The sequence below is a fragment of the Hyphomonas pacifica genome (assembly GCF_000682675.1).
GTDB lineage: Bacteria > Pseudomonadota > Alphaproteobacteria > Caulobacterales > Hyphomonadaceae > Hyphomonas > Hyphomonas pacifica.
Genome location: NZ_AWFA01000089.1, coordinates 37,457 through 50,559, shown reverse-complemented (window position 1 = coordinate 50,559; position 13,103 = coordinate 37,457). Strand labels below are relative to the sequence as shown.

Here is a 13,103-nt window from a genome sequence, read left to right as displayed (position 1 = left end):
CGCGCTATTCTGCAGCGAGTTTCAGGCCGGTGCCCTCATCCCCAAGCGTGTCGGCAATGCGTTTTGCCAGTTGCCGGGCGACATCTTCCTTGCCCATGCGCGGCCAGCGTTCAGAGCCGTCGCGCGTGATAAGGACGATCTGATTTTCTGCCCCGCCCATAACATCTCCGGAAACGTCATTGGCGACGATCCAGTCGCAATTCTTGCGAGCGAGCTTTGCCTCGGCATGTTCTTCGACATCATGCGTCTCAGCCGCAAACCCGATGACAAGGCCCGGGCGGTTCTTGCGCTTGTGGGCGATTGTTTTGAGAATGTCCGGGTTCTCGGTCAGCTCCATGGAAGGATGTTCACTGCCCGCGCCCTTGATTTTAAGTTTTTTTGTTGCAGCACGCGCCGGGCGCCAGTCCGCGACTGCGGCGACCGAGATAAAAACGTCTGCAGGCAGAGCGTCTTCGCAGGCCTTCAGCATCTGCCGGGCGGTTTCGACGGATACGAAGTTAACGCCAGCCGGGGGCGTCAGAGAGACCGGGCCGGAGACCAGCGTGACTTTCGCGCCGAGTTTTACCAGCGCATCAGCAATGGCATAACCCTGACGGCCTGAGGAATGATTTGAGAGGAACCGCACAGGATCCAGCGGTTCGCGCGTGGGGCCTGCGGTGACAAGGGCGTGCACCCTGTTCAGGGCATCTGCGGTGTCGCCCTCCAGGACACGCTTGATCTCAGACACGATGGCAGGAATTTCAGGCAGCCGCCCCGGGCCGAACTCGCCGCAAGCCATGGCGCCTTCATCCGGGGCCATCACGGTCACGCCGTCCGCGCGAAGGGTCTCGATATTGCGCTGTGTAGCGGGATGTTGCCACATACGGACATTCATCGCAGGCACCATAAGAACCGGCTTGTCAGTTGCCAGCAAGGTTGTCGAAGCAAGATCATTGGCGAGGCCTGCGGCCGCCTTGGCCATCAGATCTGCCGTTGCCGGGCAGGCGACGACAAGGTCAGCCGAGCGCGATAGCTCGATATGGCCCATCTCAGCTTCTTCATTCAGGTCAAACAGCTCTGTGTAGACCTTGTCACCCGACAGGGCGGAGACGGACAGTGGCGTCACGAATTCCTGGCCAGCCTTGGTCAGGATACACCAGCAGGCAATACCCCGCCTGCCCAGCTCGCGGATCAGCTCCAGGCTCTTATAGGCGGCAATACCGCCGGATATGATCAGGAGGATACGTTTCTGTGTCATCTTCCGCGCTCTAGGTCTGAGCTTGTTTTATCGCAAATTTCTTGCTGTTACCCCATGAAAACCCTGTGATTGTCGGCACTGCGTTAAGGAATACCGGACTTTCAGCAGGATTTGGGACCTGATTAGGCTTATTTGAAGGCCCAGACGGCCAGGCCGGCAAGAACGGCAATCAGGCCAAACCAGCCCCACCAGGGCGCAAACCTGCGTGGCAGCGGGGCAGGCGGTGGTGACGGTTCAAGAGATGCTTCGAAACGGTCCATCACTTCCGGCAAACGTTTCAGGCGGTTTGTCACTTCCCGCAGATTGCCGGAGATGAGTTTCGCCGCGCCTTCCGGGCCAAAGCTCTTGCGGATCCATCCGCCGACGACAGGTTCAGAGGCGGTCCAGATATTGTGGCTCGGGTCAATCGCCCGCGCGACACCTTCCACTTGCACCATGGTTTTCTGCAACAGAACAAGTTCCGGCCGTAGAGACATGCCGAATGTATGCGTATAGTCGAACAGCTGCAGCAGGATGCGCCCCATGGAGACATCCTCGGCCGGCTTGCCATGCACAGGCTCTCCGATGGAGCGCAGGGCCTGTGCAAAATCGCCGACAGACTGATGTGCGGGCACATAGCCTGCTTCGAAGTGCACTTCGGCAATACGTCTGTAGTCACGCTTCAGGAAGCCCCACAGAATTTCTGCCAGAAAGCGACGCTCCGTCATGCCGATGCGGCCAATAATGCCAAAGTCGACCAGCGCAATCTTGTTTTCAGGCGTGATGATGATGTTGCCCTCATGCATGTCCGCATGAAAGACACCATGCTCGATGGCATGGGTCAGGAAGCCCTGCGTAATATCATTGGCCAGCTTCTTGCGATCAATGCCGGGCCGGTCGAGCGCTGCCGGATCTGTCAGTGGTGTCCCGTCGATCCAGTCCATGGTCAGCACGCGGCGACCTGTCCGGTCCCAATCGACCTTGGGAACAATGAAATGGCCGGATTTCAAGCTGATTTCGCGCATTTCGTCCGCGCCGCCTGCTTCAAGGCGAAGATCGGTTTCGCGCATCATGGCGGCTGCGATGGTTTCGGTGAAGGCGACAGGCTTCAGGCGCTGGCTCTCAACTGAGATGCCTTCAATCGTGCGGGCTGCGCGCTTCATGGCGGACAATTCTGCGCTGAGACGCTTTTCGATGCCCGGCCGCAGGATTTTTACGGCGCGGTCGCCATCCGGCAGGCTCATACGGTGGACCTGTGCGATTGAGGCTGCGGCTATGGGGGCCGACAACTGGTTGAACAGCCGCTCGGTGTCTTCGGTGCCGAATTCCTCTACCAGAGCCGCACGCGCGTCCTTCATGGAGAAGGGGGGCAGCTTATCCTTCAGGCGGCCAAGATCGCCTGTCACTTCTGCGCCGAATACATCGGGCCGCGTTGCAAGGAACTGGCCCAGCTTGATGTAAGCAGGCCCCAGCCTCTCCAGAGCAATTGCCAGACGTTCGCCCGGCCTACCTTTTGCGCCGCCGCCGAAGACACGCAACGTGTGACCGGCGATGCGCGCTGGTAGGGGCAGACGGCTTTGATAAGCACCTGGCAGGATTACATCGTGACGCGCAAGCGCGATGCCGGCGCGCATCAGGCGCCGATAGTCTGAAATCACGCCCATATTGGCCCCTTTTTATGGCTGGGAACCCGAAACGGGTTAAGGCGTTTCCACACTGATGAAATATAACAAAAGGAGGCTGTCATGGCCGACATAAAATCGTCTGGAAACAATGGGTTGATGTATTTTTTGGCCGGAGGCCTTTTAGTCGGGCTGATTGCCTTTGGCGCCTATTACTATGCCGAACACTCCCCGGCAAATCAGGCCGATGTGACCATTTCGGTAAGTGAAAATGGTATCGCGATTGACGGCAATTAAGACTGCCTGACATCAGACCGCCCAGCCAAAATGCAGGGCGGCAATGCCTCCGGAATAATTGGTTACGGAAACGCGGGAAAATCCCGCGTTTTCTATTTCGCGCCGGAAGGTCTCCTGGTCGGGGAACTTCCGGATGGATTCCACCAAGTATTGATAGCTCTCCTGATCCCCTGCAACGAGGCTGCCAAGGCGCGGGATGACGTTGAAGCTGTAGGTGTCATAGGCCTGCTGAAGGGCCGGGGCCGTCATGTGGCTGAACTCCAGAACGCCAAGGCGCCCGCCGGGCTTCAATACGCGCCGGAACTCTTTCAGGCCTGCGATGCGGTCTGCAAAATTGCGAATACCGAAGGACACGGTCACCGCATCAAAGGTGCGATCAGGATAGGGCAAATTCTGCCCATCTGCGCAGACCCAGTCTAGCCGACCTGCCCATCTGTCATTGTCTCCGCGCGCTTTGCCAGCTTCCAGCATGGCGTCATTGATGTCGCAGACAATCGCAGTAGCGGATGTGTCTATGCCACGTCGTTTGCCAGCCTTGTCAGCCAGTTCCAGAAAGGCGCGGGCGAGTTCGCCTGTACCACCGGCTACATCAAGATGTTTTTCGCCGGGCTGTGGGTTGATCTGGTTCATGGCATCATGTTTCCACAAGCGGTGTACGCCCGCGGACATCAGGTCATTCATCAGGTCATAGCGTGAGGCGACCGAACGGAAGACACCCTTCACACGGGCGACCTTCTCGGATTCCGTTACTTCCTGAAAGCCGAATGAGACTTTGCGTTCTGTATTGCTGCCGTCGGACATGCACGCCACCATAGTTACCTGATCAGCCATAGACTATATGCGATAACGATGCCTGAATTACCCGAAGTAGAGACAGTTCGCCGCGGACTGGTCCCCATCATGGAGGGGCAGCGTATTGAACGCCTTGTTCAGAACCGCGCCAATCTGCGGTTTCCCTTTCCGGATGGCTTCGCTGAGAGGCTGACAGGCGCTCGCATAGACCATATGGGCCGCCGCGCCAAATTTCTGACGCTGACCCTTTCCACGGGCGAGATGTTGGTGATGCATCTTGGCATGACGGGCCGCTTCACCGTGGGGGGCAGTCAGCTAGGTGAGTTCCATCATGAAACGGGCACGGATGCTCGCCATGATCATGTCGTGTTTCATCTCGGTAGCGGCGCAACGGTCACCTATAATGATCCGCGCCGCTTCGGCTTTATGGAGCTTTGGCCCGCCGAGACGTTCCAAGCGTATCCAAGACTGATGCGCATGGGACCGGAGCCTCTGTCGAATGCGTTTTCTGCGGCCTATCTGGATGAGGTGCTGCAGGGCCGGAAGGCGCCTATCAAGGCAGCTTTGCTCGATCAGTCGATCATTGCAGGGCTCGGCAACATCTATGTCTGTGAGGCATTGTGGCGGTCCGGCATCTCTCCCAAGCGGAGGGCATCGACTGTGCCTGGCCAGCGCGCCGCGCGGCTGGCGCCTGCGATCAATGAGGTGATTACCGAAGCGATTGAGGCTGGCGGGTCTTCCATATCGGATTTTGCCAGCACGAACGGAGAGCTTGGCTATTTCCAGCATTCTTTCGCTGTGTATGCCCGGGAAGGGCAGGCCTGCCGGAATTGCGGTGGGCCTATCAAACGCTTGGTCCAGTCTGGCCGCTCCAGCTTTTTCTGCAGCACCTGTCAGCGCTAGACCTGCGCATCTCTGTCCGGGCCAGGCTTCATGGCGTTCAGCAGATGAACGGCTGCCTCAAGGTCGTCAGGGTCAGCCATGTTTGAGATCAGCTTGCGGGCCTTGTGCTGTAGGTCTTTGACCCTGGCGCGCAGTTCGGCCTCGGCGCTTTCTTCGGCCTTCAAATTGATAGGCTCATAGAAGAAATCAATGGATTTGCGCAGCACGATGGCAATCTCGCGCAGGCGTCCGGCTGTCAGGCGGCTATGCCCTGCTTCATATTTTTGAATCTGTTGAAAGGTGATGCCCAGCTGGCTGGCAAGGCCCTCTTGGGTCAGTCCTCTCTGCTTGCGGGCTGTGCGCACCTGGCGACCGGCATAAAGATCCGCATTGCTGGGTTTGCGGGCCTTGATGCCCGAAGACTCGTTTCTTGTTGCCATGGCATGTCCATAGGCTGAGACCATGGGCAGGCTGTGCAATCGAGCCCAGCCCTCTACCCCTGCGTGCCTTATAGGCTAAAAACTGGATCAATCGCAACCAATGGTAGTATTTATGCACAAGCTTACGACCAGCATAAGGCCACTGGGGGCAATCTGCGCCCTATTAAAGAAGAAGCTTATTACTTTTTGGGATCCAGACGGATGATATCATCTTGGTCTTGCGGTTCTGACGCCGACGCTGAGTCATTCAGGCTCAGCTCCAATTGCGGAGCGTCCTGAAAGTTTCCGCCACCAAAGCCGGACCGGCCAACCATAAGGTTGCCGCTGTCATCATTCTGGCCAATCCGCAGATTGAGGCTGCCTGTGCCTGCCTGATTCGAGGCTGACGTACTCGGCAGGTTCAAGTTGAGCGTTCCGGTATACTCATCCTGCACGGCGTCTGTCTGGGCAGTCGCCTGGGCGGAGGCAGTGTCTTGAGGCTTCGGCTCTGAACAGGCAACCCCTGCAACAGTCAGGGACATCAAGGCCAGCGCAGTCGTCAGTTTCATGTTCATCCCCTGATCTTGCAGCGACCTTTAGCGGCCCGCAAGTTTCTCTTGCACACCGTCCCAGAAAATTTCCGTGATATCAATGCCGCTTAATTTCTTGATGGCTTGAACACCTGTGGGGGAGGTGACATTAATCTCCGTCAGGCGCCCTCCAATCACGTCGATCCCCGTCAGCATCAGGCCGCGCCGGCGCAGTTCCGGGCCAATAGTTTCGCAGATCTTCTTGTCAGCGTCGCTGAGTTCTGTGGCTTCGGCAGTTCCGCCGACCACCATGTTGGAGCGGATCTGTCCATCTTTTGGGCGACGATTCAGCGCGCCTGCTGCCACGCCGTCTATCAGGATGATTCGCTTGTCGCCTTCGCTTACGGCGGGCAGGAAGGCCTGTACCATCACAGGCTCGCGGGAGCGGGTGAGGAAGATTTCTGTCAGCGAGTCAAAATTGGGATCATCTTCCTTCAGACGGAAGACACCTGCGCCGCCATGTCCGTAAAGCGGCTTGATGATAATGTCTTTGTGCTTTGCTCGGAAAGCTTCGATGGCCGTCATGTCGCGGGAGACCAGAGTTGGCGGCATCAATTCCGGGAACATCAGCGGAAAGATTTTTTCCGGGCTGGAGCGCACACCGGCAGGGTCGTTCAGCACCAACGTCTCGCCGGAGATCTCCTCCAGCAGGTGACAGGCGGTGATATAGCCCATGTCGAAGGGCGGATCCTGGCGCATCAGGATGACATCGACATCCTTTGCCAGATCCAGTGTGATGGCCTCTTCGAAGATGCCGGGCGTTCCCTTGACGCGCTGGACCTTTGCCGGGCGGACGCGGGCGGTAACGCGGCCTTCCTCATAGCTCATGTCCTGCGGGCCATAGACGAACAATTCCATGCCCCGTGCCTGAGCCGTTTCAGCCAAGGCGAAACTGGTATCGCCTTCAATGTTTACAGATTCCAGCGGATCCATCTGGATCGCGACGCGAAGACTCATGCCGTGCGCTCCTGTTTTGGGATCGCAGAGCTACTGGCCCCGATCCCCTTAATAGCTTGCGCCGATGAGTTCAGCATCGGCCCCAGTGTCATATGAGGCATCAGGTGTGGTTTGGGTAGAGGGTGACCTCTGTGTTGTAGGCGCAGCACGCCCGACAGTGTCTCCGCGAATACGCACATAGGAGACAACTTGCTTTACGCCGCCGACGACGCTGGCCTCTTCTGCGGCACGTTTCAGCTCTTCGGCAGACCGCGCAATTCCCATCAGATAGACGACGCCATCATAGGTCTCGACATTGAAGTTCAGGCTTTTGACCGTGCTGGAGCCGATCAAGCGGGCCCGGACGCGGCCTGTGATGATTTCATCGGAAACATTAGCCAGAAAACCGCCTGGTGGCTCAATACGGATCTCATTGGCGACATCCTTGGTACGGGTAGAGGTCCATGCGATGCCTTCAGCCTTTACACGTTCTTCAGGTGTATTTACCCGGCCGGAGAGCAGCACCAGGCCGCCGGTGACTTCAACATCCACCTCGCCAAAGCTGTTGGCGCTTTCAGACAGCAGCTTGCTTTTGATCTCATTGGAGGCCGTGGCGTCGTCAACAGCTTCGCCCATAGTCTTTTCCTGAGCGGCGGTCAGTCCGACGGCGCCGGCTGTTCCAATGGCTGCAACAGCGCATCCGGTCAGGGGTAAGGACAGAAAAAGAACGGCGATCGCGAGACGTTTTTGCATGAAACTATACTCCATCAGCAGGATCTGGCTTGCCTGTCTGCCAGCAGGATACGGCAAAATTCTGGCAAGCAGGCCGTTCTTTGCAGGCCCATCAGGCTTTTAAACATGCGTAAGCTGCGGGTTTGCCCGCAATTGGCTGGTTGTTTGGGCCTTCAGATTCCATTATCTTGTCCGGGCAAACCATAGAAGGAATTGAAACCCTGACTTCCAGCGCCCCGCGGCTCCAGTCCGCCAAGCCGGCCACTCTCGAAGAAATCCGTGCCGTGGCTGAATCACTCGCCCAGGCACTTGAGGATGACAAGGCCGAGGACATTCTGTTCATCGACCTGGAAGGCAAGTCTTCCCTTGCCGATTTCATGATCATCGCTTCCGGTCGTTCAGGCCGTCATGTTGCGGCTCTTGCAGATCATATTTCACAGGACGTGAAAAAGCTGACCGGCAGACCGGCCAGCGTGGAAGGTATGCCGAATGCAGACTGGGTGCTCATCGACACAGGGGATGTGATCATCCACCTGTTCCGTCCTGAAGTTCGTGAGTTCTACAATCTGGAAAAAATCTGGGCTTCCCAGACCCCTTCCTCTACCCGATCTGTCAATTAACAGGCCATGCGCCTGATCTTCCTTGTTGTGGGCAGGCTGAAGTCTGGCCCGGAACGCGAACTGGCGGATGAATATATCAAGCGCGCAACGCCGATTGCACGTTCACTAGGTTTTCGCGGTATCGAAGAGATTGAAGTGGCCAGCGGTGGCGGCCTTGATGCCGAAGCCGAGCGCATTCTGGCGAAAATTCCCTCAGGTGCGAAATGTATCCGGCTCGATGAATTCGGTCGCTCCCTGAAATCAACGGATTTTGCAAACCGGCTCGGCGGATGGCGTGACCAAGGCATTCCGGATCTCGTTCTCCTCATTGGTGGAGCTGAGGGCTATGGTGAGGCCGTGCGCTCGCAGGTACCAGATACGATGGCCTTCGGTCCGCAGACTTGGCCGCACCGTTTGGTGCGCGCCATGCTGGCAGAACAGGTCTACAGGGCTGTTTCCATCCTTGCTGGCACGCCTTATCACAAGGCGTAGGGGCATTTAGCCCGCATAGATGGATGGTTGTGGGGCCAAGATCATGGCAAACACGGCTGCGGCCAGAACACCGATCACTATGACAGACAGGAATCTGCTAAGTGTGACTGGGTGGTTCATAATGGTCTCCTTGCTGTGCTGAGGCGCTCTATGATGAGTGCCTGCGATCACAAATGAACCTTCCTTAGCTAAATAGGTTCCATGCTGGGTCGCACAAAATCATTTTACGGCCCGGCCGACACTTGATTGATCCTGAGCTGAAGCCAGCCTACAGCAAGGATGTCGAGTATATTGCGCAAGGTGGAGGCGATATCTATGTCGAGCTTGCGGGATTTCCTGAAAGTCTACTGGCCGCTGGTCATGATCGCGCTCGGGGGCGTATTGCTTGCGCTGATCCTGATGGATCCGGCACCGCCCAAGCAAGTCCGTTTCGCGGCGGGGCCCAACGGCGGGGCGTATCATGCGTTTGCGGAACGCTATAAACGGCTTCTGGGAGAGCAGGGGGTGGACGTCATCCTGATTGAGACGGCCGGCTCTATCGACAACCTTCGTATGCTTGAAGACGATGATGTGGATGTCGGCTTGGTTCAGGGCGGTCTTGCAAAGGCTTCAGATGCTAATGATCTTCGTTCTCTGGGTGGCCTTTTCCCTGAACCCTTCTGGGTGTTTGTGCGCCAGGATGTGATGGCAGACGATTTCGCTGATCTGCGCAACAGCCGTGTTTCAATCGGCGGATCAGGTTCCGGCAGCCGTATTCTGGCGACTCAGCTACAGGCAGAATATGGCGGTGACTGGCTGGAGACAACGCGCCTGGACCTGGCGGGGATGGAGGCCGCAGATGCTCTTATTGCCGGGGAGATTGATGCGGCCCTTTTCACTGCCTCCATTCAGGCGCCCTATATCGACAGGCTACTCAATACCCCGCATGTGCGCGTGCTGCCCTTTGAACGCGCACCTGCATTGTCCCGTCGCATTCAGGCCCTGTCTGCGGTTAGCTTGCTGCGAGGTGTCGTGGATCTGGGAGAGGATATCCCGTCTACAGATGTTCCGCTTGTTGCACCGGTTGCGCAGCTGATCGTGAACAAGGAATTGCATCCGGCGATTGAAGCCATTCTGATTGATGCGGCCTCGCAAATTCATTCTGAGGGGACGCTTCTGGCAGAGGCCGGGGTTTATCCTGATCCTGATATTACTGACCTGCCCGTGTCAGAGCAGGCCCGGCGGTATTATCAGGATGGGCCTTCTTTCCTGCGCCGGTATTTTTCTTTCGATGTCGCCAATTTTCTTGAGCGGGCTTGGGTACTGGCAATTCCACTTCTGACCCTGCTGTTCCCCCTCGTTCGCGCGGCACCGCCGATTTACCGCTGGCGTGTGCGTCGCAAGATTTATGTCTGGTATGCAGATATACGAGATCTGGAACGGCGAGGCCGGTCTACAGAGGGAGATCAGGCGCGCGGCAAGGTGCTGGAGGATCTTGAGCGCTTGCAGGCAGAGATTGGACAAGTGGAGGTTCCGCTGTCCTATACGGATGATCTTTATCGCCTGCGCAGCCATGTCGAGTTCGTGAAGCAACTGGTTTGCAACAAGAACCCTGTGAAAGTTGCAGGCTGATTGCCGACGGGATGCTTGTGTGTTTCAGGCGATGAGCAAAATGATCACGCTCATATGTTAGTTTTGAGACAGAGCCTTCAGGCGATAGAGCATGTCCAGGGCCTCGCGCGGCGTCAGGGCGTCTGGATCAACCTGTTGCAGTAATTTGTCCGCCTCGGAAGGTTCTGCCTGATGTTCGGGTTCATCTTCATTCGGTGCCGGAGCAAATCCAGCGGCGGCAAATAGGGGGAGGCTTTCCGGGGCGCTGGGTTCGGCCTCGAGCTGCTTGAGGATTTGTGCGGCCCGTTTAACGGCTTTTTTGGGTAGGCCAGCCAGTCGGGCGACCTGCACGCCATAGGATTTGTCCGCCGGCCCGCATTGTACCTCATGGAGGAAGACCAGGTCGTCTTTCCATTCCTTTGCCCGTAGCGACGCGTTTGCTGCGCCTGGCAAGTCATCCACCAGCTTGGTCAGTTCATGATAGTGCGTGGCAAAGAGGGACCGTGCCCTGTTCACCGAGTGCAGATGCTCCACCGCGGCCCACGCAATGGCAAGGCCATCCCAGGTGGAGGTGCCGCGCCCCACTTCATCCATGATGACAAAGCTACGCTCGGTAGCCTGATTGAGAATAGCAGCGGTTTCCACCATTTCCACCATAAAGGTCGATCGGCCGCGGGCCAGATCATCAGAAGCTCCAACACGAGAGAATACGCGGTCAGTAAGGCCTAGTGTCAGGGATCGTGCCGGTACAAATAGGCCAGCCTGCGCCATGATGACGGCCAACGCCGCCTGTCGCAAATAGGTCGACTTACCCGCCATGTTCGGGCCGGTAACGAGCAAGAGGCGCGTGGTGGCCTCCTCAGTCGCTGACAGGCTGAGATTGTTCGCTGTGAAGCCTTGTCCTTCTTTCTTCAGGGCGGCCTCTACAACGGGATGGCGCAGGCCGTCAGCCTCGAACATAATGCTGTCTGATAGGGCAGGGCGCACAGCGTCTGCTACAAAGGCCCACTCAGCCGTAGCGGCGGCTACGTCCAGTTCGGCGATGGCGTTCGCCGTATGGGCAAGCGTGCTGCTCAGCGCTTCAATCCGTTTACAGAACTGGTCGAAAATGGCAATCTCGCGAGAGCGTGCTTCATCTTCCGCGCGGGAGATGCGACCGGCCAGCTCCGACAGCTCCTGTGTTGAAAAACGTACATTGCTGGCCAGGGTCTGGCGGTGGATGAATGTCTCCGACAGCGGTGCCTTCATCAGCAGGTCGCCATGGCGGGCTGGCACATCCACGAAATAGCCAAGTACATTGTTGAACTTGATTTTTAGGGCGTTAATGCCGGTCAGTTCGGCATATTTAGCCTGCAGGCCAGCGATGATCTGGCGACTGTCGTCTCGTAGACTGCGGGCTTCATCGAGTGCGCTGTCCCAGCCTTTGTTGATGAACCCGCCTTCGCGCGCCAGTGTAGGCGGATTCTCTGTGATGGCGGTTTCCAGATCATCTGCCAGCTGACGAAGGTTCAGGCTATTGGAAAGGTTCAGGGCCTCTGCTGCGTTGGCAATCTTGCCTGGCAGGGCCGAGACGTCTTCACCCAGTCGGGTGGAAGCTTCATGCGCCGCGATGAGGGCGCGGGAGATTGCCGCTAGGTCCCTTGGACCGCCGCGCCCGAGGCGCAAGCGCGTGCGGGCGCGCTCAAGGTCTGGCGCAGCCTTCAGGCTGGCGCGTACGGTTTCAACCATGTCGCGATCATCTGCAAACCAGGAAGCGGCATCAAGGCGCGCTTCAATCTCTGCGCGGTCAACCGATGGCCGGGAAAGTCGTGCAGACAACAGGCGTGCGCCCGGCGCGGTCACGGTTCGGTCAATCGTGCCGAGCAGGGATCCGTCTCGTTCGCCCCGCATGGAGCGGTCAATCTCCAGGCTCGTTCGGGTTGCCGGATCAATCGCGAGGTGGCCATTGGCCTGTGCGCGTATAGGCGGGTCCAGGCGTATGTCCGCGCCGGCCTGTGTTAGCTTCACATAGTCCAGCAAGAGGCCGACTGAGGCGAGTTCGGCACGGGTAAAGTCTCCAAACGCTTCCAGAGCAGACACGCCAAAGGTTTCCTTCATCAGCGTCTGCCCAGAAATGTGAGAGGCGGCGCGTGCAGGCCGGAATGTTACGGGCGCGGCAGAGGCGGCGACGGCATTTGCCACGGTGGGCTTGTCGAGGTCTCCCTCCGAAACGAGCAGTTCTGAGAGAGGGTAGGCCGTGAGCGTATCGGCCAGCGCATCTGCGGCCAGCGCCGAGACATCGAACCGTCCGGTTGAAACATCACACACGGCTATGGCCGCTTCGGTGCCGCCTGCGCCAAGGCTGATGGCGCACAGGGCCTGGCCCTGCCGGGCAGGCAGCAGGGCGTCTTCTGTCAGCGTGCCGGGGGTTACGATGCGAACAATGTCGCGGTTAACAATGGCTTTTGAGCCGCGCTTCTTCGCTTCGGCAGGACTCTCGGTTTGTTCGCATACGGCGACCCGGCATCCCGCCTTGATCAGCCGCGCCAGATATCCTTCCGCAGCATGATAGGGCACGCCCGCCATGGGAATGGGTTTACCATCATACTCGCCCCGTGCGGTGAGGGTTATGTCAAGGATGTCAGCCGCCTGAACGGCATCTTGAAAGAACAATTCATAGAAGTCGCCCATCCGGAAAAACAGCAAGGCGTCTTCATGCCTGGCCTTGATGGACAGGTATTGCGCCATGAAAGGGGTCGGTGCGGACGCAGGTTTCTGAGGAGATGCGGTGTCAGCCATAACGCCGGACGCTAGCGATTGCGCAAGAGATTCGCAAAGTCTCAAACCAGCTATGACGCGACAAACTGCGCAATAGGACAAGATTAGTTCCCTTTTGCGGTTGGCAGGCTGTACGCACCGGCCTAGTTTGCCGGCCAATTCAAAATTTTGCAGACGGA

At 57.8% G+C, this 13,103-nt stretch carries 13 protein-coding genes; 5 read left to right on the top strand and 8 right to left on the bottom strand.

The window, feature by feature from the left end:
- Positions 1-4: 4 nt before the first annotated feature.
- Positions 5-1,237, bottom strand: coding sequence for a bifunctional phosphopantothenoylcysteine decarboxylase/phosphopantothenate--cysteine ligase CoaBC (gene coaBC / locus HY2_RS16205; protein WP_034829500.1), 1,233 nt, complete (start codon positions 1,235-1,237; stop codon positions 5-7).
- A gap of 128 nt (positions 1,238-1,365) precedes the next feature.
- On the bottom strand, positions 1,366-2,880 hold the full coding sequence (ubiB, locus tag HY2_RS16200) for a 2-polyprenylphenol 6-hydroxylase (protein ID WP_034829498.1): 1,515 nt from the start codon (positions 2,878-2,880) through the stop codon (positions 1,366-1,368).
- Between the two features lie 81 nt (positions 2,881-2,961).
- Between ubiB and HY2_RS17400 the strand changes: the two genes are divergently transcribed.
- Entirely contained in the window at positions 2,962-3,135 is a 174-nt protein-coding gene (locus HY2_RS17400; protein ID WP_155836569.1) for a hypothetical protein, read from the top strand.
- A 12-nt stretch (positions 3,136-3,147) separates the two neighbouring features.
- Here the strand turns inward: HY2_RS17400 and HY2_RS16195 are convergent, their stop codons facing one another.
- Positions 3,148-3,966, bottom strand: coding sequence for a class I SAM-dependent methyltransferase (locus HY2_RS16195; protein ID WP_233346672.1), 819 nt, complete (start codon positions 3,964-3,966; stop codon positions 3,148-3,150).
- An 18-nt stretch (positions 3,967-3,984) separates the two neighbouring features.
- On the opposite strand from HY2_RS16195, the gene mutM reads away from it, so the two are divergent.
- On the top strand, positions 3,985-4,830 hold the full coding sequence (gene mutM, locus HY2_RS16190; protein ID WP_034829497.1) for a bifunctional DNA-formamidopyrimidine glycosylase/DNA-(apurinic or apyrimidinic site) lyase: 846 nt from the start codon (positions 3,985-3,987) through the stop codon (positions 4,828-4,830).
- Here mutM and HY2_RS16185 read toward each other — a convergent pair.
- The 4 genes from HY2_RS16185 to HY2_RS16170 form a co-directional block, all read right to left on the bottom strand.
- Positions 4,827-5,249, bottom strand: coding sequence for a helix-turn-helix domain-containing protein (locus HY2_RS16185; RefSeq protein ID WP_064773936.1), 423 nt, complete (start codon positions 5,247-5,249; stop codon positions 4,827-4,829). The genes mutM and HY2_RS16185 overlap by 4 nt on opposite strands.
- Before the next feature lie 179 nt (positions 5,250-5,428).
- Positions 5,429-5,797 carry a hypothetical protein gene (locus tag HY2_RS16180; protein ID WP_146617140.1) on the bottom strand — a complete coding sequence of 123 codons (369 nt, stop codon included), beginning with the start codon at positions 5,795-5,797 and terminating at the stop codon, positions 5,429-5,431.
- A 27-nt stretch (positions 5,798-5,824) separates the two neighbouring features.
- Positions 5,825-6,775, bottom strand: coding sequence for a glutathione synthase (gene gshB, locus HY2_RS16175; protein ID WP_034829493.1), 951 nt, complete (start codon positions 6,773-6,775; stop codon positions 5,825-5,827).
- A gap of 48 nt (positions 6,776-6,823) precedes the next feature.
- Entirely contained in the window at positions 6,824-7,507 is a 684-nt protein-coding gene (locus tag HY2_RS16170) for a BON domain-containing protein (protein WP_081815106.1), read from the bottom strand.
- 254 nt (positions 7,508-7,761) lie between these two features.
- Here HY2_RS16170 and rsfS point away from each other — a divergent pair, with 254 nt between their 5' ends.
- The 3 genes from rsfS to HY2_RS16155 all read left to right on the top strand — a co-directional run bounded on the left by rsfS (position 7,762) and on the right by HY2_RS16155 (position 10,188).
- On the top strand, positions 7,762-8,106 hold the full coding sequence (gene rsfS / locus HY2_RS16165) for a ribosome silencing factor (RefSeq protein ID WP_407066575.1): 345 nt from the start codon (positions 7,762-7,764) through the stop codon (positions 8,104-8,106).
- Positions 8,107-8,112: 6 nt separating this feature from the next.
- Positions 8,113-8,577, top strand: a complete 465-nt coding sequence (locus HY2_RS16160) for a 23S rRNA (pseudouridine(1915)-N(3))-methyltransferase RlmH (protein WP_034829490.1) — start codon at positions 8,113-8,115, stop codon at positions 8,575-8,577.
- Between the two features lie 279 nt (positions 8,578-8,856).
- Positions 8,857-10,188, top strand: coding sequence for a TAXI family TRAP transporter solute-binding subunit (locus HY2_RS16155; protein ID WP_233346203.1), 1,332 nt, complete (start codon positions 8,857-8,859; stop codon positions 10,186-10,188).
- 57 nt (positions 10,189-10,245) lie between these two features.
- Here the strand turns inward: HY2_RS16155 and mutS are convergent, their stop codons facing one another.
- Positions 10,246-12,945: a DNA mismatch repair protein MutS gene (gene mutS, locus HY2_RS16150; RefSeq protein WP_034829485.1), complete on the bottom strand. Its 2,700-nt coding sequence runs from the start codon at positions 12,943-12,945 to the stop codon at positions 10,246-10,248.
- Between the last annotated feature and the right edge of the window lie 158 nt (positions 12,946-13,103).

Excerpts from the sequence above, each read along its gene's own strand:
- coaBC (WP_034829500.1), bottom strand. The coding sequence starts at position 1,237 with ATGACACAGAAACGTATCCTCCTGATCATATCCGGCGGTATTGCCGCC.
- ubiB (WP_034829498.1), bottom strand. The coding sequence starts at position 2,880 with ATGGGCGTGATTTCAGACTATCGGCGCCTGATGCGCGCCGGCATCGCG.
- HY2_RS17400 (WP_155836569.1), top strand. The coding sequence starts at position 2,962 with ATGGCCGACATAAAATCGTCTGGAAACAATGGGTTGATGTATTTTTTG.
- HY2_RS16195 (WP_233346672.1), bottom strand. The coding sequence starts at position 3,966 with ATGGCTGATCAGGTAACTATGGTGGCGTGCATGTCCGACGGCAGCAAT.
- mutM (WP_034829497.1), top strand. The coding sequence starts at position 3,985 with ATGCCTGAATTACCCGAAGTAGAGACAGTTCGCCGCGGACTGGTCCCC.
- HY2_RS16185 (WP_064773936.1), bottom strand. The coding sequence starts at position 5,249 with ATGGCAACAAGAAACGAGTCTTCGGGCATCAAGGCCCGCAAACCCAGC.
- HY2_RS16180 (WP_146617140.1), bottom strand. The coding sequence starts at position 5,797 with ATGAAACTGACGACTGCGCTGGCCTTGATGTCCCTGACTGTTGCAGGG.
- gshB (WP_034829493.1), bottom strand. The coding sequence starts at position 6,775 with ATGAGTCTTCGCGTCGCGATCCAGATGGATCCGCTGGAATCTGTAAAC.
- HY2_RS16170 (WP_081815106.1), bottom strand. The coding sequence starts at position 7,507 with ATGCAAAAACGTCTCGCGATCGCCGTTCTTTTTCTGTCCTTACCCCTG.
- HY2_RS16160 (WP_034829490.1), top strand. The coding sequence starts at position 8,113 with ATGCGCCTGATCTTCCTTGTTGTGGGCAGGCTGAAGTCTGGCCCGGAA.
- HY2_RS16155 (WP_233346203.1), top strand. The coding sequence starts at position 8,857 with ATGTCGAGTATATTGCGCAAGGTGGAGGCGATATCTATGTCGAGCTTG.
- mutS (WP_034829485.1), bottom strand. The coding sequence starts at position 12,945 with ATGGCTGACACCGCATCTCCTCAGAAACCTGCGTCCGCACCGACCCCT.